17 protein-coding genes are annotated in these 23,059 nt (G+C 72.7%); 9 read left to right on the top strand and 8 right to left on the bottom strand.

The annotated features are described in order from the left end of the window. Positions 1-15: 15 nt before the first annotated feature. From O7624_RS00680 to O7624_RS00660, 5 genes are all read right to left on the bottom strand, one after another. Positions 16-1,173 carry a hypothetical protein gene (locus O7624_RS00680; protein WP_282238477.1) on the bottom strand — a complete coding sequence of 386 codons (1,158 nt, stop codon included), beginning with the start codon at positions 1,171-1,173 and terminating at the stop codon, positions 16-18. A gap of 58 nt (positions 1,174-1,231) precedes the next feature. Next, complete coding sequence (locus tag O7624_RS00675; protein WP_282238476.1) at positions 1,232-3,430, bottom strand: glycoside hydrolase N-terminal domain-containing protein; 2,199 nt, start codon at positions 3,428-3,430, stop codon at positions 1,232-1,234. Beyond that, positions 3,427-4,500: a LacI family DNA-binding transcriptional regulator gene (locus O7624_RS00670; RefSeq protein ID WP_282238475.1), complete on the bottom strand. Its 1,074-nt coding sequence runs from the start codon at positions 4,498-4,500 to the stop codon at positions 3,427-3,429. The genes O7624_RS00675 and O7624_RS00670 overlap by 4 nt, the downstream gene beginning before the upstream one ends. Beyond that, positions 4,497-6,944 carry a glycoside hydrolase family 3 C-terminal domain-containing protein gene (locus tag O7624_RS00665; protein ID WP_282238474.1) on the bottom strand — a complete coding sequence of 816 codons (2,448 nt, stop codon included), beginning with the start codon at positions 6,942-6,944 and terminating at the stop codon, positions 4,497-4,499. The genes O7624_RS00670 and O7624_RS00665 overlap by 4 nt, the downstream gene beginning before the upstream one ends. Before the next feature lie 255 nt (positions 6,945-7,199). Next, positions 7,200-8,417 (bottom strand): ROK family transcriptional regulator, encoded by a 1,218-nt coding sequence (locus O7624_RS00660; protein ID WP_282238473.1) that lies wholly within the window; start codon positions 8,415-8,417, stop codon positions 7,200-7,202. 195 nt (positions 8,418-8,612) lie between these two features. On the opposite strand from O7624_RS00660, the gene O7624_RS00655 reads away from it, so the two are divergent. The 3 genes from O7624_RS00655 to O7624_RS00645 are packed head-to-tail and all read left to right on the top strand — an operon-like array spanning position 8,613 to position 12,308. Beyond that, complete coding sequence (locus tag O7624_RS00655) at positions 8,613-10,277, top strand: extracellular solute-binding protein (protein WP_282238472.1); 1,665 nt, start codon at positions 8,613-8,615, stop codon at positions 10,275-10,277. Positions 10,278-10,320: 43 nt separating this feature from the next. After that, complete coding sequence (locus tag O7624_RS00650) at positions 10,321-11,328, top strand: ABC transporter permease subunit (protein WP_282238471.1); 1,008 nt, start codon at positions 10,321-10,323, stop codon at positions 11,326-11,328. Further along, complete coding sequence (locus O7624_RS00645; RefSeq protein ID WP_093402373.1) at positions 11,325-12,308, top strand: carbohydrate ABC transporter permease; 984 nt, start codon at positions 11,325-11,327, stop codon at positions 12,306-12,308. The genes O7624_RS00650 and O7624_RS00645 overlap by 4 nt, the downstream gene beginning before the upstream one ends. Before the next feature lie 72 nt (positions 12,309-12,380). On the opposite strand, the gene O7624_RS00640 is transcribed toward O7624_RS00645, so the two are convergent. Continuing rightward, positions 12,381-14,729: a TIM-barrel domain-containing protein gene (locus tag O7624_RS00640; protein WP_282238470.1), complete on the bottom strand. Its 2,349-nt coding sequence runs from the start codon at positions 14,727-14,729 to the stop codon at positions 12,381-12,383. A gap of 167 nt (positions 14,730-14,896) precedes the next feature. Between O7624_RS00640 and O7624_RS00635 the strand changes: the two genes are divergently transcribed. Together O7624_RS00635 and O7624_RS00630 are read left to right on the top strand one after the other, a co-directional pair. Continuing rightward, complete coding sequence (locus tag O7624_RS00635; RefSeq protein ID WP_282240501.1) at positions 14,897-16,915, top strand: beta-galactosidase; 2,019 nt, start codon at positions 14,897-14,899, stop codon at positions 16,913-16,915. A gap of 157 nt (positions 16,916-17,072) precedes the next feature. Then, positions 17,073-18,254 (top strand): phosphotransferase, encoded by a 1,182-nt coding sequence (locus O7624_RS00630; RefSeq protein ID WP_282238469.1) that lies wholly within the window; start codon positions 17,073-17,075, stop codon positions 18,252-18,254. A gap of 37 nt (positions 18,255-18,291) precedes the next feature. Here O7624_RS00630 and O7624_RS00625 read toward each other — a convergent pair whose 3' ends face one another. After that, positions 18,292-18,942, bottom strand: a complete 651-nt coding sequence (locus O7624_RS00625) for a LysE family translocator (protein ID WP_210933564.1) — start codon at positions 18,940-18,942, stop codon at positions 18,292-18,294. Between the two features lie 63 nt (positions 18,943-19,005). On the opposite strand from O7624_RS00625, the gene O7624_RS00620 reads away from it, so the two are divergent. From O7624_RS00620 to O7624_RS00610, 3 genes are all read left to right on the top strand, one after another. Further along, positions 19,006-19,527, top strand: a complete 522-nt coding sequence (locus tag O7624_RS00620; protein WP_282238468.1) for a DUF1992 domain-containing protein — start codon at positions 19,006-19,008, stop codon at positions 19,525-19,527. A gap of 283 nt (positions 19,528-19,810) precedes the next feature. Continuing rightward, positions 19,811-20,548, top strand: a complete 738-nt coding sequence (locus O7624_RS00615; protein ID WP_282238467.1) for a VOC family protein — start codon at positions 19,811-19,813, stop codon at positions 20,546-20,548. A gap of 283 nt (positions 20,549-20,831) precedes the next feature. Beyond that, positions 20,832-21,392, top strand: coding sequence for a DUF1062 domain-containing protein (locus tag O7624_RS00610; protein WP_282238466.1), 561 nt, complete (start codon positions 20,832-20,834; stop codon positions 21,390-21,392). Between the two features lie 82 nt (positions 21,393-21,474). Here O7624_RS00610 and O7624_RS00605 read toward each other — a convergent pair whose 3' ends face one another. After that, a complete protein-coding gene (locus O7624_RS00605; protein WP_282238465.1) occupies positions 21,475-21,942 on the bottom strand; it encodes an HNH endonuclease in 468 nt (155 codons plus the stop codon). 112 nt (positions 21,943-22,054) lie between these two features. On the opposite strand from O7624_RS00605, the gene O7624_RS00600 reads away from it, so the two are divergent. Continuing rightward, positions 22,055-23,053: a tyrosine-type recombinase/integrase gene (locus O7624_RS00600; protein ID WP_282238464.1), complete on the top strand. Its 999-nt coding sequence runs from the start codon at positions 22,055-22,057 to the stop codon at positions 23,051-23,053. Positions 23,054-23,059: the final 6 nt, after the last annotated feature.

Below are 23,059 nucleotides of genomic sequence, written 5' to 3'. Positions count from 1 at the left end.
CGCGCCGGGTGGGGGTCAGGGGGTGGGGCGGGTGAGGGCGGTGGCCAGGTCGGCGACCTTCGCGGCCAGCTGCGCCACCCGCTCACGGGCACCGTCGCGGTCTGCCTCGGTGGCGCGTAGGCGTACCGTCAGCTCGCTGACCTGGCGCTCGGCGGCGTTGAGCGTCGCCCGTACGCCGGCCAGTTCCTCACCCAACCGGTCGGCGCGGCCGGCGAGCGCGGCCTGCTGCTCACCGGCCTGTCGGGCCTGCGTCCGGGCCCGTTCGCGGTCGGCCTCGGCCTGCGCCCGCGCCTGCTCCGCCCGTTCGGCCTCCGCCCGGGCCGCGGCCGACTCCGCCCGGGCCTGCTCGGCCTCGGCGCCAGCCCGCGCAGCCTCCGCCCGGGCCTGCTCGGTGTCCACTCGGGCCTGCTCGGCTGCGGCCCGGGTCTGGTTCAACTCGACCCGCAGCCGGTCGGCCTCGGCCAGCGCCGCGGCGCTGGCGGTGGCGGCCCGCTCCGCCTCGGCACGGGCGGCGTCGCGTTCGGCGACCAGGTCGTCGTGGCGACGACGCTCGGCGGTCAGGTCGGCGCGCACCGAGGTCACCTCGGCGCGGGCGGCGTCGCGATCGGCCTCGGCCTGCGAACGCAACGCCTGCGCGGCGGCGGCCTCCCGCCGCGCCTCGTCCCGGGCGGTCTGCGCATCCTGCGCCCGCTGGGCGGCCGATTCCGCCTGCTCGGTCGCGCGGGCGGCCTCGGCCCGGGCGGCATCCCGCTCGACGGTCGCCGCCTGAGCCTGCCGACGCTGCCGCTCGGCGTGGGCGTTCGCGTCCTCGGCGGCCCGCAGCGCCTCGTCGCGTTCGGTCTGCGCCGCCGCGATCTCCCCGGCGGTCTCCGCACGCAGCTGCGACAGCTGCCGCTGCACCCCGGCCGGGGACAACTCGGCGTGCAGCGCCTCGGTCAGGGTGTCCACGATCTGGTCGAGCCGGTCCACCGCCTCCCAGGTCCGGGCCACCTGCCCGGGCAGACCCGGGGCGTTGCGGTGCCGCATGCGGCTGTTCCGGGAGGCCCGCTGGCAGGCGCCGTCGTTGTCCCGGCAGTACCGGAACGGGCGGCCGGCGCCGGCCCGCTGCGGCACCTCCCGCCCACAGTGGGCGCAGGGGCGGGTGTCGGCGGCGGAAGTCGACTCAACGTCCATCGAACGGGCAGTCTAGTGCCCCGCCCGGCGCCGCCGACCAGGTCACGGCGACGCCGGGCTACCCATTGAAGGACACCTCGACCGGCTCACCGGCGGGCATCCTCCGCACCGTCTCGCCGTACGGGCTGCGGACGCGCAGTCGTCGGGGCACCGCCGAGACCAGCCGGGCCCGCACCGCACCCGGCCGCCACGCCAACTCCTCGACGGTGACCCGCCCGGGACAGCGCACCCCGCGCAGGGTGCCACGGGGCAGCCCCGGCAACGGCGCCGGCAGCAGCCGCAGCCGGCCCGGCCGCCCCTGCACCAGCGCCTCGATCAGCACCGCCGGCAGGGCGTGCGCGGCGTCGGCGTTGTAGGTGACCCGACCCGGGTTGTGCGCGCTCATCAGCGACCGGAAGAACATGTCGTTGCCGACGATCTTGAGGAGGTTCGCTTCGACAAGTGGCCCGTCGTGCAACCGGGCGGCGACCAGCGCCCGGTGCAGGCTGCCGTGCGCGGACAGGTTCTCCTCGCCCCGGCGGCGCAACGCCCGGTGCGCGGCGGCGGCCAGTTCCGGAGTGTCCTCCGGGTTGATCTCGTCCAGTGGCCACACCGGATACAGGTGGCTGACGTGGCGGTGGTTCTCGTCGGCCCGGTAACCGGGCCACGCCCACTCGGTCAACGCACTGTCGGCATCGAGGCGGTACGGCGGCAGCCGCGCCGCCAACCGCGTCCACCGCCGCTGGCCGGTCAGCGCGGCGGCCACCGTGAACGCGTGCCGCGCCGCGGCGAGGTCCATGGTGGCGTTGACCGCCACGTGCACCGCCGTGCCCGAGTCGTCCAGCGGCCCGGTCTCCGCCGAGTACGACGGCACGAACCCCCACGTCCCGTCAGCGTCGGTGGCCGTCAGCACGTCGGCGAAGAACTCGGCCACCTCCACCAGCCAACCCGCCACCTCACCCAGCGGCTCCCCGGTCACCAGATACCGCTCGTAGAGCGGGAACAGCAGCCAGTGCGCGCCCGGCAGCCACGCCGCGAACGGCCAGTCCGGATGCAGATGGAACAGGTGGCCGTGCTCGCCGTCGGTGCGGCTGGGCGCCAGCAGGCCGCGCGCCCCGTAGATCGCGCGGGCGTTGTGTCGCCAGTGTTCGACCTGGGCGCGTACCAGCCGGGCGTGCGCCTCGGTGACCTCCGGCAGGGCGGCCACGTTCGCCGAGGCCAGTTGCAGGTTGAGGTTGGCGTCGGTGGTGAAGTCGCCGGCCCAGGCCGCGTCCCACGAGGCGAGCCACAACCCGGTCAGCCGGGGCGGCAGCACACCACTGGCGCTGAGCACCAGGTAACGCCCGGCGTGGAACAGCCGCTCCAGCAGGGCCGCGTCCAGGGTGTGCGGGTCGGCGGCCTGCCGGGCCAGCAGGTCACCGACCGGCAGCGCCCGCTGCGCCGCCGGCACCGCCAGGTCCAGCTCGACCCGCCGGTACGCCGGGGTGTGCCGGGCCGTGTGCCGGGCGAGCAGGTCACCGTAGCGGGCGTCGCGGTGGGCGGTCAGCCGGCGCTGCAACGCCCCGGTACGCCACCGGTCGCGCGGGCGGTCGAGGACCGTCAGCAGCAGGGCGGGCCCGTCGACGTGCACCTGGTCGCCGTCGATCTCGACCGCGCCGCGCAGCAGGGTCAACCCCTCGAAGCCGTACGCCGCGCCGGCCGTCGGGTAGCGGGCCCGCACCCGCAGGAAGACCAGCCCGTCGCGGCGGTACGCCGACACCGCGTAACGCAGGCCGGCGGGGCGGCCGGGCAGTTCGCCGGTCGCCCCGACCCGGCAGGCTCCCATGTCCAGCCGGGTGACGATCAGCCGGTCGGTACGCGAAACGAACGAGCGGCGGCTCCCGCCGGCCCACCGCACCACGACCTCGCCGGTGTCGAAGTCGGTGTACCGGCGGTAGTCGCCCACCGGTGGGCCGTCGGCGTCGACGGTGAGCGCGAAGCCGGGATGAAACGACTGGGTCCAGCGCAGCACGCCGTCACCGGCCAGCAGCTGGCTGGCCTGCGCCCGCCGACCGGTCAGGATCAACCGCCGGATCCGGGGCAGCAGCGCGGCCAGCTGTGGGGCACGGGCGTCGTGGGTGCCGTTGGGCAGCACGAACCGGTGGTGGTTGACCACGATGCGTTCGGCCCACGGCTGGCCGTGCACCATGATCCCGTACTCGCCGTTGCCGGCGAGCAGGGCGTCCTGCCAGTCGGTGGCCGGTGCGGTGTCCCAGATCCGGTGGACCGGACCGGTCACCGGGCCGCCGCCCGACCGTCGTGCGTCACCGGCGCGCCGGTGGCCGCGGCCGTGCTGTCCCGGACGGTCAGTCGGGGTTCCAGCAGCGTCACCTGCGGGGTCGGCTCGTCCCGCAGCTTGCGCATGAGCAGTGACACGGCCTGCCGGCCGATCTCCTCGGCGGGTACCGGCACCGAGGTCAGGCGGGGGCTGGCGTGCTCGGCGAACTGGTCCGGGCAGACGGCCACCACCGAGACGTCATCGGGCACCCGTCGACCCAGCGCGGCCAGCGTCGCCTGCACCGGGCCGACCGCCGCCTCGTTCTGCACCACCAGAGCGGACAGCTCCGGTTGCCGGGCGAACAGCTCGACCACCCGTGCGTGCACCTCGGCGGCGTTCTCCTCGCAGGGCAGCGCGACCGCCTCGACGCCGTGCCGGGCCGCCGCCTCGACCACGCCCGCCCGGGTGCGGTGGGCGAATCCGGTGCCCCGGTCGTAGACGGCGGCCGGTGCGCCGAGCAACGCGATGCTGCGGTGTCCGAGCCCGGCCAGGTGTTCCACGCAGACCTGCCCGGCCCGGTGGAAGTCCAGGTCCACACAGGTCAGCCCGTCGGGGTCGGCGGGCAGCCCGATCAGCACGCTGGGCCGCCCAAGCCCGCGCAGCAGCGGCACCCGCACGTCGTGCAGTTCCACGTCCATCACCAGCACCCCGTCGACCAGGGCACCGGCGGCGATGCGGTGCAACCCCTGCGGGCCCTCGTCGGAGGTCAGCAGCAGCACGTCGTGGTCGTGACCGCGGGCGGAGGTCACCACCGCCGTGGCGAACTGCATCACCACCGGCACCTGGATGCCCGAGCGCAGCGGCAGCACCAACGCGATGACGTTGGCGCGGCGGCTGGCCAGGGCCCGCGCGCCCGCGTTCGGGTGGTAGCCGAGCAACCGGACGCTGGCCAGCACCCGGTTGCGGGTCAGCTCCGAGATGGCCCGCTTGCCGCTGAGCACGTACGACACGGTGCTCACCGCGACACCGGCGTGGCGGGCCACGTCGGCGATGGTGGGTTGACCGGACGGTACCCGGCCCCGCCCGCTCACCGGACTCCGCTCGTGGCGTGCGGCCGGGCCGGCGGCGTGAGCGGCTCACCGCGTACGGCCACCGCGCCGACCAGCCGCACGTCGGTGGCGGAACGCCCGACCAGCACGGTGTGGGTGGCGTCCTCCACCACGAAGCTGCCCGCGTCGGTGTCCCACCAGCTCAGCTCGGCGCTGCGCAGCCGCAGCGTGACGGTACGCCGTTCGCCGGGGGAGAGAACGATCCGGGCGAAGTCGCGTAGTTGCCGCAGCGGCTGCTTCACCCGGGAGCGCCGTTGCCGGGTGTAGAGCTGCACCACCTCGACACCGGGACGTTCACTGGTGTTCGTGACGTCCACGCTCACCTCCACCTCCTCCCCGATGCTCACCGTCGTGGCGCTCAACCGCAGGTCGCGGTAGTCGAACTCGGCGTAGGACAGCCCGTGCCCGAACGGGTACAGCGGCTCACCCCGGTAGTACAGGTAGGTGGAGTCCGCGCCGATCACGTCGTAGTCGAGCAGGTCGGGCAGGTCGGCGGTGTCGGCGTACCAGGTCTGGGTGAGCCGGCCACCGGGGTCGGTGTCGCCGAGGAGCACCTCGGTCAGGGCGCGGCCGTGTTCCTGCCCGCCGTGCGCCGACCAGAGCACCGCCGGCAGCTGCTGTTGTGCCCAGCCCAGCGCGTACGGGTAGCTGCTGGTCACCACCAGCACGGTGCGCGGGTTGGCGGCGTGCACGGCGCGCAGCATCGCCTCCTGCCGGGCCGGCAGGGCCAGGTCGAGACGGTCCTCGGTCTCGCGTCCGTTGACCATCGGGTGGTTGCCCAGGGTCACCACCGCCACGTCGGCGGCCGCGGCCAGTTCGGCGGCCCGCGCCGCACCGTCGGTGACCAGGTCGATGCCGAAGCCGGTGCCGGCCTGCCGGTCGTCGCCGTCGACCCGCAGCCGGCCGTCCTGGTCCACGGTGACGTACCGGTCGGTGGCCAGGTGGCGCAGCAGCACGGTGCCGTCGGGCAGCGGGTCGAACTGGAAGGTTTCCCGGACCACCCAGCCGCCGGGGCCGGACCGGTCGTTGACAAGCGCGCCGTCGTCGTCGACGCCGACGTGGCGGCCGTTGCCGACGGCCCGCAACGCGACCGTGTCCCGACCCCAGTCGAACACGTCGAACGAGGCCGGGTCGACGCCGACGGTCAGCGGCCCGCCCTCGGCGTCGTCGGTGCAGCCCACGTAACGGTCACCCACCCGCAGCGCGATCCGGTCGGCACCCGGGTGGGTGGTGATCGTCGGCAGCCGCTCGGCCAGCCCCGCAAGGGCGCTGATCGCGTACGGCAGGGTGCCGCTGTACCAGTCGGTGTGCACGGTGTCGGCGAGCGGACCGAGCACCGCGATCCGCAGGTCGGGCGCGAGCGGCAGCAGCCCACGGTTGCGCAGCAGCACGATGGACTGCCGGGCGGCCTCCCGGGCCAGGTTCCGGTGCGCCGGGCAGTCGATCACCTCCGGGCCGGTCTGGGCGTACGGGTCGGTGTGCGGCGGATCGAGGTCGCCCAGCCGCAGCCGGACGGTGAGCACCCGACGGACCGCCCGGTCCACGTCGGACTCGGTGATCAGTCCACGGCCCAGGGCCTCGGTGAGGTGTCGCCGGGTGGGCGCGCTGTCGGTGTCGTCCTCGGTGAAGCTGTCGATCCCGGCGCGTAGCGCCGCGGCGAATCCGTCGACGTGGTCGGGCAGGTGGCCCTGCACCCCGGCTATGTTGCTCACCGCCCCCGCGTCGCCGACGACGAGAACCTCGCCGGGCGCCCACCGGCGCAGCTCACCGTCGATCAGCGGGCTCAGGTGCGCCGGCACCCCGTCGACCAGGTTGTACGCGGCCATCGCGGCGACCGCCGCGTCGGCGGCGAGGGGGGCGCGGAACGCTGGAAGTTCGTACTCGTGCAGCACCCGGGGCGGCAGGTCGCTGGAGGTGGTGGCCCGGTCGGTCTCGTTGTTGTAGCCGAGGAAGTGCTTGACCGTGGGGGCGGTACGCAGCCGCTGCGGATGCCCGCCACGAAGCCCCTGGGCGTAGGCGGTGGCGAGTCGGCCGGTCAGCCACGGATCCTCCGACCAGCCTTCCTCGTTGCGTCCCCAGCGCGGGTCGCGCAGCGGGTTGACCACCGGCGCCCACACGTTGAGGCCGACGCGCTGCGGGTCGGTGTGGTGTTTGGCGCGTACCTCGGCGCCGACGGCGTCACCGACGGCGCGTACCAGGTCGGGGTTCCAGCTGCTGGCCAGGCCGATGGCCTGGGGGAAGACGGTCGCCGGTCCGAGCCAGGCGACGCCGTGCAGTGCCTCGGTGCCGGTGCGGAAGCCGGGCAGGCCGAGCCGGGGGACGGGGGTCTGCCACTGGTGCAGCAGCCCGATCTTCTCCGGCAGGGTGAGTCGGGCCAGCAGGTCGTCGACGCGGTCTCGGATCGGGGGCGTGGTGCGGTCGGTCATGGTGGATCGCCTTCCAGTGCCCGGCGCGCCGGAGGTCGAAGCGCTTCGACGGCGGATGGCCGAGCGGCCTCGCAGGTCATGGTGGGGTGACGGTCGTCGGCCCGGACGCTGGCGAAGCGCTTCGACAAACCGTGGAAAGCAAGCCGCCCCGGGTGCCCGTGCGGAGCGGCTCGCTTCGAGGTTGGCACCTGGGACGGGTCGGGTCAAGACTCCGACCGGCCGAGCGGGTATCGACCGGTGACGTTGCCCGCCGGGTCAGCGGACGGGCAGCCGTCCGGCCTCGACGGTGGCCAGTGCGGCGGTTGCGCCGCCGAGCGCGGCGGCCGTGTCCAGGGTGGAGGCTTCCAGCCGGCAGCCGCCGGCGCCGGGGGCGTGGGCCCGGGCGGCCAGCTCCGACCGGGCCGCCGGCAGCAGCCAGGGCGCCAGGGTGGCGAGATGGTCGCCGAGCACGACCGTCTCCGGGTTGAGCAGGTCGGCCAGGACGGCGACGCCGCGGCCCAGGTGCCGGCCGATCTCGGCCAGGCCGCTGCACACCCCCGGATCGTCCTGCCGGGCCAGCGCCACGATCCGGGTCAACTCCGGCAGGTAGTCGAGGACCGGGCCGTCGGCCTCGGCGTCGGGCAGCAGCCGGTGCACCACGGCGGGCAGGCCGACCAGGGCGGTCAGGCAGCCGTGGACGCCGCAGGCGCACGACGGCCCGTTCGGATCCAGCGGCAGGTGCCCGATCGCCCCGGCGAAGCCACGCCCGCCGCGGAGCAGTCGTCCGGCGGCGATGATGCCGGCGTCGACGGTGATACCGCCGGTCAGGTGGACCAGTTCGGTGGTGCCCGCGTGACCGCCGTGCCGCTGCTCGGCGAGGGCGGCCAGGTTGGCGACGTTGTCGACCCCGACGGCGAACTCCGGATCCCGCAGGATGGCGCGCAGTTCCGCCGCGACCGGCACGTCCCGCCAGCCCAGGGCGCTGGCCAGTGGCACCGCGCCGGACGGGTCGACAAGGCCGGGTACGCCGACGGTGAGGCCCAGCACGGTGCGGCCCTGCGCGGTGACCCGCCCGACCGCCCGCCGGGCGAGCGCGGCCAGGGCGCGCAGCGTCTCGGTGGGGGGCACGGTGGTCGCGGCGAAGGCCCGCCGCCAGGTCAGCAGCCGGCTGCCGCCTAGGTCGATGGCGACAGCCACCAGCTCGTCGGGGCCGATCTGCAGGCCCAGCGCGGCGTACGGCTCGCCGTCGAGGACCAGCATCGTGGCGGGTCGGCCGACCCGGTTCTCGGTGAGCCCGGTCTCGCGGACCAGCCGCTTGTCGATCAGCTCGGTCACCAGGCTGGAGACGGTGGCCTTGTTCAGGCCGGTACGGGCGGCGATGTCGGCGCGGGAGCAGGGGGCGTGCAGGCGTACGTGCCGCAGCACCACCGCCCGGTTGGCGACGCGGACGTCACCGAGGTCGGTCGGCTGCGGTTCGTTGTGGATGCTGATCACGATCTGCCCGCTCCCTGCGCCGGTGTCGCGGCGCGCGTCCATCATCGCGTACCGCGCTGGCGGGGCCGACCAGGCCGCCAGCGCTGTCTTGTGGGACGGATTGCCGTCGATTAGTTTGTTCGGCTAGAACCCCAACTAATCCTAGCCGGAGTCCCCCGCTCCGCAAACCGTTATCGACGACGAAGGGAGTGCGCCGTGACGCCTTCTGCGCGCACATCCACCGACCGCCGGACCATGCTGCGGCTGATCGGCCTCGGCGCCGCCGCGACCGTGGGCGGCGGCGCCCTGGCCGGTTGCAGCAAGGAGGCCGGCAGCCAGGGCAGCGCCACGAACGCCGACGCCATCAAGGCGGTGCTGCCCACCTACAAGCCGGCCGAGCTGCTCAAGCCGGACATCCCCGGCGAGGGCCCGATCCCGCACGGCTACCTCAGCTACCCGCGCGAACTCGTCGACGCGGTCACCGAGACACCCGGCCGGGGTGGTCCGCCGATCCAGACGATGAGCCCCTGGTGGGGGCCGACCCCGCCGCCGCTGGGCCGCAACTCCTACCTGGGCGCGGTGAACGGCAAGCTCGGCGTGGAGGTCAACCCGAGCCTGCAGGACGGCCTGACCTACGCCGACAAACTCAACGCCATGCTCGGCGCCCGCGACGTGCCGGAGCTGCTGTCCGCGCCGAACTGGGAGGTGGACAAGGTCGCCCGGTTCTCCGACGCGGTCAAAGCGTTGTTCACCGACCTGACCGACCACCTCCAGGGCGACAACGCGGCGAAGTACCCGTACCTGGCGGCGCTGCCCAGCGGCGCCTGGGAGTACTCGGTCTGGGGTGGGCGGCTCTACGCCGTGCCGTTCCCCACCGACGGTCCGTTCGCGTGGGCCATGTTCTACCGCAAGGATCTGCTCGGCGCCGCCGGCCTGGCCACCCCCACCAGCCCCGACGAGCTGTACGAGTTCGGCAAGAAGGCCACCGACCCGGCCAAGGGCGTGTGGGCCTTCGGCAGCGTCTTCGAAATGATCCAGCAGTACTTCGGCTGCAACCAGACCTGGCGCAAGAAGCCCGACGGCGGTCTGCAGCACAAGTTCGAGGACCCGGCGTTCGAGGCGGCGCTGGCGTTCACCGCCCGGCTGTTCGCCGAGGGCCTGGTACACCCGGACACGGCGGAAAGCAAGGGCGAGGACGAGAAGCAACTGTTCAACTCCGGCAAGATCCTCATGTACCGTGACGGCCTCGGCGCCTGGCAGGGCATGCAGAGCGAACGGGCCAAGGAGCTGCCCACCTTCGACATGCAGCCGCTGCCGGTCTTCGGCGCGCAGGGCGCCCAGCCGGTCATCTGGGGCAGCGAGAAGCCGATCTTCTACACCTTCCTCAAGAAGGACCTGCCCGCCGAGCGGGTCGACGAGATGCTGCGGGTGCTCAACTGGTGTGCCGCCCCGTTCGGCAGCCGGGAGTTCGAGCTGCGCGAGTACGGCGTGGAGGGGCAACACTTCACCCGGGGCACCGACGGCACGCCAGCCCTCACCGAGCTGGGCCGTAAGGAACTCGGCGCGCAGTACACCCACATCGGCGGCCGGGTGCCGGTCAAGGTGCGCAGCGGCGACACCCCGAACTACGTGCAGGACTACATCGGGTACTACCGCAACCACATCGGCCAGATGGAGCAGGACCTGTTCGCCGGGATCAAGCTGGAGCTGCCGGCGAACTGGTCGAAGATCATCCAGCCGACCGAGGACAAGATCCGGGACATCCTGCGCGGCCGTCGCCCGGTCAGCGACCTGGCCCAGGTACGCAAGGAGTTCCTCGACACCGGTGGCGAGGAGGGCCGCGCGTTCCACGAGAAGGCGCTCGCCGACAACGGCCGATGAGCGGGCGGGTGAGTGCGCCGCCGACCGGTGCCGGGGTGCGGTCGTGAGTGCCCCCGGCGCCGTGGACACGCGACCACCCACCGGGCGTACGCCGTCACCGCGGCGTCCCCGGCGGGGTGGGCGGCGCAGCCTGCGGGTCCGGTTGCGCCGCGACTGGCCGCTGCTGGCGATGGCCGCACCGGCGGCGGTGCTGCTGCTGGTCTTCCACTACCTGCCCACGCTGGGCAACATCATCGCCTTCCAGGACTACAACCCGTTCGTCGGCGACGACCCGCTTGACGCGTTCCTCAACAGCGAGTGGATCGGCTTCGGCAACTTCGAGGCGCTCTTCCGCGACCCGCTGTTCTGGGACGCGGTCCGCAACACATTGAGCATCACCGCCTTCCAGCTGGTGTTCTTCTTCCCGCTGCCGATCCTGCTGGCGCTCATCCTCAACAGCGTGGTCTCCGGGCGGCTGCGCGGCTTCGTGCAGAGCGTCGTCTACCTGCCGCACTTCTTCAGCTGGGTGCTGGTGGTGACGTTCTTCGTGCAGATGTTCGGTGGAGCCGGACTGCTGGCCCAGGAGATGCGCCAGGCCGGTCTGGAGCCCTGGGGGATCATGACCAACCCGGACACGTTTATCGTGCTGGTCACCGCCGAGGCGGTCTGGAAGGACCTGGGGTGGGGCGCGATCGTGTTCCTGGCCGCACTGTCCGCCATCGACCAGAACCTGTACGAGGCGGCGGCGGCCGACGGGGCCGGCCGGTGGCGGCGGTTGTGGCACATCACCCTGCCCGGACTGCGTCCGGTGATCGTGCTGCTGCTCATCATGCGGCTCGGCGACGCGCTCTCGGTCGGTTTCGAGCAGTTCATCCTGCAACGGGAGGCGGTCGGCCGGCAGGCGGCCGAGGTGCTCGACACGTTCGTCTACTACCAGGCGATCAGCACCCAGCAGTGGGGGCTCGGCGCCGCGGCGGGCCTGTTCAAGGCGGTGGTCGGGCTGGTGCTGATCCTCACCGCCAACAAGATCGCACATCGGCTCGGTGAGCAGGGGGTGTACTCCAAGTCATGACCGCACAGCTCAGTGGGGCCGGCCCGGTACCGGCGGCACCGGCCACGGCGGGGCCACCCGCGCCACCGCCACGGCGACGTCACCCCGGTCGTCCGGTGTGGGCGGGCCGCCCGTCGACGTCGCTGACCATCGGCAAGGGGGTCGTGCTCACGCTGCTGGTGGCGGCGGTGCTGGTGCCGCTCTGGGCGGTGCTGGTCACCAGCCTCGCCTCACGCGGCACCATCGACGACGCGGGCGGCATGGTGATGATCCCTCGGGAATTCGACCCGTCGGCGTACATCACCATCTTCAGCGGCGGCGACGTCACCCGGGCGGTGTGGGTCAGCACCCTGGTCACCGTGTTCGGCACCACGGTCAGCCTGGTGCTCACCGTGCTGGCCGCGTACGGGCTGTCCCGGCCGGGCTCGGTGGCCCACCGTGGGCTGCTGTTCTACTTCCTGCTGACGTTTCTGATCTTCCCGGGGCTGGTGCCGAGCTACCTGGTGGTGACCGGGCTGGGCCTCAAGGACAGCCTCTGGTCACTGATCCTGCCCAGCGCGATAAGCGTGTTCAACCTGGTGGTGATCCGCGCGTTCTTCATGAACGTGCCGGCCGAGCTGCTCGACAGCGCCCGCATCGACGGCGCGGGGGAGTTGCGCATCCTCACCCGGATCGTGCTGCCGTTGTCCAAGGCGGTGATCGCCGTGGTCGGGCTCTTCTACGCGGTCGGCTACTGGAACGTGTACTTCAACGCGGTGCTCTACATCGACTCCAACGACAAGTTCCCGATCCAGCGGGTGTTGCAGAGCTACATCCTGGCCGGGCAGTCACCGAACGTCTCGGGCGCGTCGGTGAACCTGCCCGGGGTGACCGCGTATCCGCCGACGCTCGCGGTCAAGATGGCGGTGGTGGTGGTGACGGTGATCCCGGCGGTGATCATCTACCCGTTCGTGCAGCGGCACTTCACCAAGGGCGTGATCACCGGCGCGGTGAAGGGCTGACCCCCACGCGGATCGCGGCCCCGTACCCGCGCGGTGCCCGACTCCGTCCAGTCGGGCACCGCGCGGGTACGGTCAGCCCGGTGCGGGGAAGAGCCCCGCGAAGGGCAGGACGGTCACCGCCGCACCGTTGAGCAGTGACCGGGCCGGTCGGTCGGCGTCGCCGACCCCCGCGAGCGCCAGCTGCCCCACCAGCAGCGGCCCCCGGGTCTGGATTCGCAGCTCGTCGCCGTCGCGGACCGCCTCGATGCTCGTGTCGCCGGCCACGTCGTGCACGACGGTCCGCCCCTCCACCGCGCCCCAGCAGACCAGGGTGACCTCCCGGAACGGCCCGTCGCCGACCGTGGCCTGCGGCGCGACCAGCGGCAGCAGCGCGCCCCGGCGCACGTACAGCGGCAGCCGGGACAGCGGCACCCGCACCCGCAGGTGCCGGCCTCCCGGGTGCAGTTCGCCGGTGGCGGCGTCGAACCAGTCGTCGCCGACGGGCAGGTACACGTCCCGCTCGCCCGAGGCGTCGGTGACCGGCGCGACCAGCAGGTCCGTCCCGAGCCGGTACTGCAGGTCGGTCGTCCAGGCCGTCGGATCCTGCGGGGTGTCGACAAGCAGGGCCCGCATCATCGGCACGCCGGTGCGGGCCGCCTGCACCGCCGCCGACCAGAGGTACGGCATCAACCGGTAGCGCAGCCGCAACGCGGCCACCGCGAGTTGTTCCGCCTCGGCCGGGAATTCCCACGGCAGCCGACTGGTGGTGCCGTGCAGCCGCACCAACGGCGACAGCGCGCCGAACTGCGACCAGCGTACGTAGAGGTCGGGTTCGGGGGTGCCGTGGAAGCCGCCGGTGTCGTGGCTCCAGAACGGCACCCCGGACAGGCCGTGTGACAGGCCGCCGCGCAGCGTGCTGGCCAGGGCCGGCCAGGTGGCGTTGACGTCGCCGCTCCACTGCGCGCTGTGCCGCTGACCGCCCAGGTAGGACGAGCGGGCCCACACCGCCCGGTGGCCGGCCACCTCCTCGGTGACCGCGGCGACCACGTCGTTGAAGAGCAGGGCGTAAACGTTGTGCAGCTCGACGCCGCTCATCCCGTTGTGCGCCACCGCGTCGGCGGGCACCCCCTCGGCGAAGTCGGTCTTGAACACCGCCACCCCCTGCCGCAGCAGGGGCCGCAGCAGCCCGGTGAACCAGTCCACCGCCGCCGGGTTGGTCAGGTCCACGATGGCCGAGGCCGGGTAGCTGCCGTGCCACACGTCGGCGACGTACGTGCTGCCGTCGGGTCGACGCAGGAAATAGCCGGCCGCGTCGGCCTCGGCGTAGAGCGGGCTGGCCGTCATCAGGTACGGATTCATCCAGAGGCAGACCCGGAAGCCCTGCTCGGACAGGGTCCGCAGCATGCCGGCCGGGTCGGGAAACGCCTCGGTGTCCCAGCGTAAGTCCGACCAGTTGCCGGCCACCTGCCAGTAGCAGTCCAGGTGCAGCACGTCGCAGGGGATGTCGCGTTCGCGCAGGCGCCGGGCCCGCTCCAGCACCCGTTCCTGGCTGTCCGGGTAGAAGCCCGAGGAGACCCAGGTGCCGAAGGCCCAGCGCGGCGGCAGGTACGGCTGCCCGGTCAGCTGGTGCAGCCGGTCGAGCACGTCGGCGGGGGTCGGTCCGGCCAGCACGTAGTAGTCGAGCAGGTCGTCGGGGACGAGGATCTGCACGGCGCTGTGGGTGGACTGGCAGACGTCGAACTGCACCGGCAGCCCGCTGTCGACCAGGACGCCGTAGCCCCGGTTGGACAGGTAGAACGGCACGTTCTTGTGCGCCCGGTCGGACTCGCTGCCGAAGGCGTCGAAGTTCCACATCAGAGCCCGCTGGCCACGCTTGTCCAGTGGGGTGAACTTCTCACCGAAGCCGACGAACCGCTCGTCGCCGGGGGCGACGAAGCTCTCGTGCCAGGCGACCCGTACGCCGTCGCTGGTGGAGTGCCCGAACGGGAGGGTGCGTTGCCGACCGCTGATGTCGACGGTGCCCGGATCCTGCTCCAGCAGCAGCGAGCCGTCGGGGCGCAGGAACCGGAGGTGCCACGGGTCGAGCCGGATCTCGGCGATCAGCGCGCCGGCGTCGATCCGCAGCTGCCGGTCGTCGACGGTGACGGTGGCCGGGTGGGGACGCGGATGCGTCAGCGGCATCAGCCGGGCAGACCGACTGCGGGCCTGGGGATCCTCGGCCAGCCGTACCCGGATCATGCCGTCGCCGGCCGCGTCGATGCGCACCACCGCCGTCACCCCGTCGGCCAGCACCGCCTTGACGGTGGCGCCGTGTGCGTCGGTGCCGGCGATCTCGGCCCGGCTCACCATGGCCGGGCCACCCTCACCGGGGGTGCGCACCGGCAGGTCGGGTGGGTCGGCGACGAAGGTCTCGTAGGGCACCAGCGGCGGTCTGTACGGCATCAGTTCTCCTCGGCGGCGTTTCGCGGCGGTGCCGACAGTTTCTTTAACTATCCAACGAACTGTCAACGATGACGATGAATGCAATCCACCTTCGACCTGTTGACATGCGCAGTGATGATCCATAGTTTGGACGCATCCCCAACTAAACCGGTGGGCTGGTGATGGTGATGTGGACCGACGGCCCGCTCTGCTACGGCGGCGACTACAACCCCGAGCAGTGGCCGGCGCAGGTCTGGTCCGAGGACGTGGCGCTGATGCGCCAGGCCGGAGTCAACCTCGTCACCGTGGGGGTGTTCGCCTGGTCCCGGCTCGAACCGGCACCCGGCCGGTACACCTTCGATTGGCTCGACCAGGTGCTCGACCTGCTGCACGGCGGGGGCGTACGGGTCGCCCTGGCCACCCCCACCGCCTCGCCACCGCCCTGGTTCTCCCTGGCCCACCCGGGCGCGCTGCCGGTCACCGCCGACGGGATCCGGCTGCACCACGGCAGCCGGGACACCTACTGCGCCGCCACCCCCGCCTACCGCGACGCCGCGCTGCGTATCACCACCGCCCTGGCCGACCGGTACGCCCACCACCCGGCACTGGCCGGCTGGCACGTGCACAACGAGTACGGCACCACCTGCCACTGCGAGCACACCGCCCGCGCCTTCCGGCGCTGGCTGACCACCCGCCACGGTGACCTGGCCACCCTCAACGACGCCTGGGTCACCAGCTTCTGGAGCCAGCACTACTCCGACTGGGCGCAGATCAGCACCCCCCGGGCCACCCAATACCTGCCCAACCCCGGCCACCTGCTCGACTTCCGTCGCTTCTGGTCGGACACCCTGCTCGCCGCGTACACCGAGCAACGCGACCTGCTGCGGGCGGCGAACCCGGCGCTCACCATCACCACCAACTACGTACTCGGTGACTGGGTGCCGGTCGACCACGCCCGCTGGGCCACCGAGGTCGACCTGGTCGCCGTCGACCACTACCCGTCCGCCGTCGACGGCGGCGCCGAGGAACAGACCGCGCTCGCCGCCGACCTGGCCCGCGGCTGGGCCCGACACGCCGCCCACCGGCGCCCCGGCTCGCCGCCGGCGGGCGGCGCAGCGGCATGGCTGCTGATGGAGAGCGCGCCCAACCAGATCCACACCGCCGGACGGATGCACACCAAGGAACCGGGGCGGATGATGCGGCACAGCCTCGCCCACGTGGCCCGCGGCTCACACGGTGCGATGTTCTTCCAGTGGCGGGCACCGGTCGGCGGTGCCGAGCGCTTCCACAGTGCCCTGGTGCCGCACGCCGGCCCGGACAGCCGGGTGTTCCGGGAAACCGTCGCACTCGGTGCCGCGTTGCGGCAGCTCAGCGAGGTCCGGGGCAGCGTCGAGGCGGCCGTGGCGCTGGTGGTCGACGCGGCCAGCGGCTGGGCGCTGCGCCACCCGGGCCTGCCGTCGGCCCTGCCGGACCACCACGACGAACTCGCCGCCGCGCACCGGGCACTGTGGCGCAGCGGGTACGCCTGCGACACGCTCACCCCGGGCGACCCTGTCGACGGGTACCGGCTGCTCGTCCTGCCGGCCCTCTACCTGATCGACGACGCCACCGCCGAATGGCTGCGCGGCTACGTCGACGGCGGCGGACACCTGCTGGTCACCTACCTCAGCGGCGTCGCCGACGAGCACGCCCGGGTACGCCTCGGCGGCTACCCCGGCGCCCTGCGGGAACTGCTCGGCGCGTACGCGGAGGAGTTCCACCCCCTCGACGCGGCCGACCAGGTCCGACTCGACGACGGCGGGACCGGGCGGATCTGGGCCGAGACGCTGCGCCTGACCGGCGCCGACACCGTCGTCTCCTACACCGGCGGCGTACTCGACGCTATGCCGGCCGTCACCCGGCACCGGGTCGGCGCCGGCACCGCCTGGTATGTGTCCACTCGCCTCGACGACACCTCCTACCGGCGGCTGCTCGACACCGCGGCGCGGGCGGCCGGCGTCACCACCGTCTGCCCCGACGCGCCCGAGGGCGTCGAGGCGGTACGCCGCCGCGACGGCGCGGCGAGCTGGCTGTTCCTGCTCAACCACACCGACCAGGAGCTGCACGTACCCGCGCGTGGAGTGGACCTGCTCACCGCGACGCCGATCGAGCGGGCGGTCACCCTGGCGCCCGGTGGTGTCGCGGTGCTCCGCGAGCACAAGGGTTGATCCGTCGACTCTGGCTGGCTAATCTCGGACCAGCGCGTCGGGAACGCGCCGAGACTCGCCGGTAGGCTCGAAGCCACCCCCACACACCACCTGTCGAGCGACGGACACCGAAGCTCAGTTCCGCCCGTGCGAGTCCGGGCGAGCAGTGAGGTGCCGTGTGAAGACCCTGCCCGACAACCCCAGCCTCGACCACCTGCGTCAGCAGGCCAAGAACCTGCTCGCCGGCCTGCGCGACATGGATCCCGCCGCGACGCTGACCACCGCTCAGGCCCGGCTGGCCGAGCAGTACGGCTTTCCCACCCGGGCAGCGCTGAAGACCGAGGTCGCCCGGGTGCGGGGCCGGGCCGAGATCGCCGAGGTTTCGCTGGCCCGCGCGATCGCCGCCAGCTACGGCCTCGGCGACGTCGTCGGCGAGATGCGCACGGTCGCCCGTGCCGACGACATGGGGCGTCGCTGGGCGCTGGTGACGGACCGGGGCCGCTGGGCGGTGCGGACGATGGACACCTGGTGGCCCATCGTCGACGCCGAGACCGACGTGGCGTTGCAGCAGGCCGCCGCAGCCGCCGGTGTCCTGCTGCCCGCGCCGGTGCGCAGCCGTGCGGGCCGCATCGTCGAAACCATCGGCGGGCACCGTTGGCGGGTCTACGAAGGGCTGCATTCCGGGCCACCACTGCTCGCCCCGGCCCGTTCGTCGCTCACCCGCGCGGTCGGCGGCGTCCTCGCCACGATCCACGGGCTCAGGCTGCCGGTGGATCGGATCAGCCCGTGGCACGGCACCCGGCTGGCCACCGCGAGCTGGCCCGAACTCGCCGCCGTCGCCGCGGCTCGCCAGGCCAGCTGGGCTGGGGCGCTCGACGCCACAGTGGCCACCCTGACGGACCTCGACGGCATCGGCGGCGACACCGGGACGCCGGAACCTGTGCTCTGCCACAACACCCTCGGACCGGCGAGCACCCGGCTGGCCACCAACGGCCGCCTCGTCGTCGTCGGCTGGGAACATGCCGGTGGTCAACCGCCGAGCTGGGAGCTGGCCAACGCACTGCTGGACTGGGCCGTGGTTCCCGGTGGGGAGGTCAACGTGGCTGGCGCCCGCGCGTTGCTCGACGGGTACCGCGCGACGGCGGGCGCCCTGCCGCCGCTGGACCTGGCCGCGTTCCGGGGCGCGGTCACCAGCCTCGCCAACTACGTCTCCGGCCAGGTGAGCGTCGCCCTGGACGCACCCGACGACGAGGAGCGGCGGTACGCCGACCGCAGCGTCGCGCACCTGCTGTCGCACCTGCCCACCCGCGCGGTCCTGGAGAAACTGCTGGACGCGGCCACCGGGCCGGTACGTGTCTGACCTCGACCGGGCTGCCCCGCCCATGGCGGTGCGGGGCTCAGCCGGTGGCGACGGCGGCGCGGGACCGGTCGGCGGCGATCCGCACCGCCATCGCCGCCAGGACCGTGCCCATCAGCATCCGCTGTACGCGCAGCCACAGCGGCCGCCGGCTGAGGAAGCCGGCGATGCCACCGGCGGTGAGCACGATCAACGCGTTCACCGTCAGCGCCACGGTGATCTGGGTCAGCCCCAGCAGCAGGCTCTGCCCGGCGACGTTGCCGCGTGCCGGGTCGATGAACTGCGGCAGCAGCGACACGTACAGGATGGCGATCTTCGGGTTGAGCAGGTTGGTGACCAGACCCATGGTGAACAGCCGGCGGGCCGGATCCGGTGGCAGCGGCGCCGGGTTGAACGGCGACTGCCCGCCCGGGCGCAACGCCTGCCACGCCAGCCACAGCAGGTACGCCGCGCCAGCCAGCTTGACCGCCGTGTACAGCGCCGGCACCAGCACGAACACGGTGGCGATGCCGGCGACCGCCGCCCCCAGATACACCGCGAAACCGGCAGCGACCCCGAGCAGCGAGATCAGCCCGGCCCGCCGGCCCTGGGTCACCGACCGCGACACCAGGTAGACCATGTTCGGCCCCGGCGTCAGCACCATCCCGAGGGCGACCAACGCGATGCCGACGATTCCCGCCGTACTGACCATGCCCGTGACCCCCGTCCCACCGTGTGTCTGAGCCTAGGGCACCGGGGAATGCCGGTCGGGCCCGTGACGCTGCGCCATCAGGAGACGGTGGTCACGCTACGGTTGACCGGGGAGGTGGCGACGGTGGAGATGCGGTGGGAGGCGTCGGTCGAGGCGCAGATCCGGTCGGCGCAGGAGCGCGGCGAGTTCGACAATCTGCCCGGTGCGGGCAAGCCGATCGCCGGCCGGGGTCTGCCCTACGACGAGTCCTGGTGGATCAAGAGTTTCCTGGAGCGCGAACAGGTGCCGACCAGCCTGTTGCTGCCCACTCCGCTGCTGCTGCGTCGCCGCATCGAGCAACTCCCCGACGAGGTCCGGGAACTGCCCACCGAGCAGGCGGTGCGGGCGGTCGTGGCCGACCTCAACGCCGAGGTGCTGGCCTGGCTGCGTAACCCGTCCGGCCCACGGGTCGTGGTGCGCCCGGTCGACGCTGACGCGGTGGTAAGCCGCTGGCAGGACGAGCGGCGGAAGGCGGTCCCGCCGCCCGTCGCCGAACCGCCGGCGCCGCGACGACGCTCCTGGTTCCGCCGCCGCCGCGCCGCCTGATCGCCCTCGCCACCGGCCGGTCGGCGCGGACGATCGATCCACACCGGCTCTGAGCCCGCAGCGGGACGCAACGCCTGTCGCGTGACCGCCTCATCCAGGGCCCGGTCATCGGCAACCACATCACCCCAATTAATGGATTACCGGTTACTGCAATCCATTAATTGACCGCCCGAAATCGGGCATAACGCACGAACATCATAATGACTGTTAAGGTGCGTAAGCGCTTAGGTTGGTGTGCGCGGCCGGCCAACCCGCCCGTCCTGCGGGGCATAGGGTGGGCGGCATGGCGCTACGGCTCGTTCAGGTGAACTACAAGGCTCGGGACGAATCAGCCCTCGGCCGGTTCTGGGCGGACGCGCTCGGCTGGGGCGTCTCCGTCGAGGAGCCCGGCGTGGTCAACGTCGAACCCCTGGGCTTCACCTGGCCGGACCCGACGGCCGTATGCATCGACGTCGTCATCGTTCCGGATCCGGAGACGGTGCGGTACCGCACGCACCTCGACCTCGCCACCACCTCTGCGGCACACCAGGCGGAGCTGGTGGGCCGCCTGATGGACCTCGGCGCGACGCCCGCGGACATCGGTCAGGGCGACGTCCCGTGGACAGTGCTGGCCGACCCGGAGGGCAACGTGTTCTGCGTTCTGGAGCCTCGGGAGATCTACCGGGACACCGGGCCGATCGCCGCCGTGGTGGTCGACTGCGCGGATCCGCGGGCCATGGCCCGGTTCTGGGGTGAGGCGACGGACTGGGCCCTGCACGAGGTGACCGATGACCATGCGCGGTTGCGGTCGGCCCAGGGCGTCGGACCGTACCTGGAGTTCCTGCGCAAGCCGGGGCCCAGGAGTTGGTGGAACCGGGTTCACCTGGACCTGAAGCCCTACTCCGGTGACGATCAGGCGGCGGAGGTGGCGCGGCTTGAGGCGCTCGGCGCCACAGTCGTCGACGTCGGCCAGGGCGACGTGTCGTGGCGGTGCCTCGCCGACCCCGAGGGCAACGACTTCTGCATCCTCAGCCCGGGCTGACGCCGACCACCCAGCGACCGAGCCGCCGCGGGCGCGCGGGCAGCGGCTCCGGACGGAAACCGGTTGAGCCTCGCCTGGACGTTGCCATAGGTTGCCGACGACCCGTCCCAGTGAAGACAGAGGACACATACCCGCGTGACCCCGCCTGCTCTCTGAACCTGACACCTCTTCCGCTCTGGTAGCCGACGTCCCCGTCGGCCTCGCCGGGCTGCCCTCGCGCGCCCGGTCGTACAGCGCTTGAGGCCGCGCGCAATCGGCCTCGTGTCAGGTCTTCGGAGCAATCGTGTCTTCACCACCTCATATCGTGCTGCCCTGGGTCGTCCGTCGGACCAGGCTGCCGCTGCTGTCGCGGCGGTGCGTGGACTGCGGGTCGGAGTCGGCCACCACCGGCCCCGGCAGGTTCCGGGTCAACGCCAACCACAAGTTGCTGGACGTGTGGCTGCTGGTCCGCTGCGTGTCCTGCGATCGGACGAGCAAGCTCACCGTGTACGAGCGGACGCCGGTCAGTTCGTTCGATCCGGTCGAGCTGACCGGTTACCGGGTCAACGACGCGGAACTGGTGGCGTCCACGTTGCTGGATACGTCGTTCGCCAGGCGTAACCGTTTCACTCTCGACTGGACGGGGGCGTGGCGGCTGGACACCCCGTCGGAGTGGCCCGGCCAGACGTGGCCGGTCCAGGTGGCGGTCGACTTCGCCGATCCGGTGCCGGTGCGTCCGGAACGGCTCATCGCCCACGGTCTCGGCCTGAGCAGGGGCGAGGTGCTGCGTCGGATCAAGTGCGACATCCCGGTGCGCCGTCCGAGGAGTACCGGGTTCACCTTCACCGTGCTGGCCGGCGACTGACCAGCGGGCCCGGGCGGGTCACTCCCGGCCCGCCCGGGCCACGGGGAGGCCAGGCGCCAGCCAGCCGGCGGGGACTGCCGGGTCAACAGGGCGCTCGCCCGTACGCCGCCCGGGCATGCGCCACCTCCGCCGCCTGGCGCTCACGCCAGCGCTGCTGCGCCAACCGGTTGCACGTGCGGCAGACCCGGCGCAGGCGGCCCGTCGCCGGATCGGTCTCCCGTTCGTGCCCGTTGCGGCAGCGCGGCGGCTGGGTGCGTTCCCGGCAGTTGTCCGCGTGGCTGAGCTGGCGCAGGTGGGTCGGCTCGATGCAGTCCGGCGCCCCGCAGTCGTGGTGGACCTCCAGGGTGGGGTCGTAGCCGCCGACGAAGACCACGTACGCGGCGATGTGTGCCCACGCCCGTCCGGCGAGCTTCTGGTGCACGCCGCGCCGGCTGCCGTAGCCGCGCACGATGAGGCACCCGGTGTCGACCCGGGTCGACCGACTCAGCAGGTACGCCCGCAGGGTGTCCTCGGTGAAGTGTCGGGACAGACCGTTGACCTGAGACAGCACCGGGTCAGCGTAGGGGCCGGGTGCGACGTGGAACCCGGCCTACCGGCGGCCGATCATGATGTTTCGGCGCGCCTGATCGTCAACCCACAGCAGGGCTGAGAGCATTTTTCACATGCGTCCGCACGACACTTCGGTGCAGTACCGCCCGTCGGCCTACCCGGCCCTGCCCGACGGGCCGATGGCCGTCACCGACGCATGGTTGCGTAACCGGCGGTTGAGCGAACACACGCGCGATGCGTACCGCCGGGACGTCGCCGGCTGGTTGGCCTGGTGCGCCGCCCGGGAACTGGACCCGCTGCGCGCGAACTTCCTGCATGTCAACGAGTACGGGCGGGCGCTGGAGAACAGCGTCTCGGCCCGGACCGGCCGCCCGCTGACCGCGGCGACGGTGGCCCGGAAACTGTCCGCGTTGTCGAGCTGGTACGACTTCCTGGTCAAACTGCGGGCGGTGGAACTCAACCCGGTCGCCGGAGCCGACCGGCCACGGGTCGACCGGGACCACTCGGCCACGGTCGGTCTCGCCCCCGACGAGGTGGACGCGCTGCTGGCGGCGGCCGAGGCCGAGACCGGGCCGACCGCTGCCCGCAACCGGGCGGCCGTCGCGCTGCTCGCCGACCTGGGACTGCGGGTGGGGGAGCTGGTCTCGCTCGACCTGACCGACCTGGGCGCCGAGCGGGGACACCGCAGCGTGCGCTTCGTCGGCAAGGGCGGCCGGTCCCGCCGTCGGGCGCTGACCCCGGGCACCGCGTACGCCGTCGACGCCTACCTGGCCGAGCGGGCCGCCGCGCAGCGGGTGGAGGTGACGCAGTTGACCGGCCCGTTGCTTGTCACCGCCAGCGGCGCCCGCCTCGACCGGCACTCGGTGTTCCGGTTGGTCCGGCGGCTCGCCCGCAGCGCCGGGATCGACGCGTGGGCGCGGCTGTCACCGCACTCGCTGCGGCACGCATTCGCCACCACCGCGCGGTCCGAGGGGGTGCCGCTGGAGGACGTGCAGGACGCGATGGGCCATGCCGATCCGCGTACCACCCGCCGTTACGACCGGGACCGGCACAACCTGGACCGGGATCCGGCGTACGCCATCTGGGCGGCCCGGGCCCGCCGCCGCGGCTGACCGGCG

Origin of the sequence: Verrucosispora sp. WMMD1129, assembly GCF_029581255.1 — a bacterium.
GTDB classification, from domain to species: Bacteria; Actinomycetota; Actinomycetes; order Mycobacteriales; family Micromonosporaceae; genus Micromonospora; species Micromonospora sediminimaris.
This window is presented reverse-complemented; position numbering and strand designations above follow the sequence as displayed.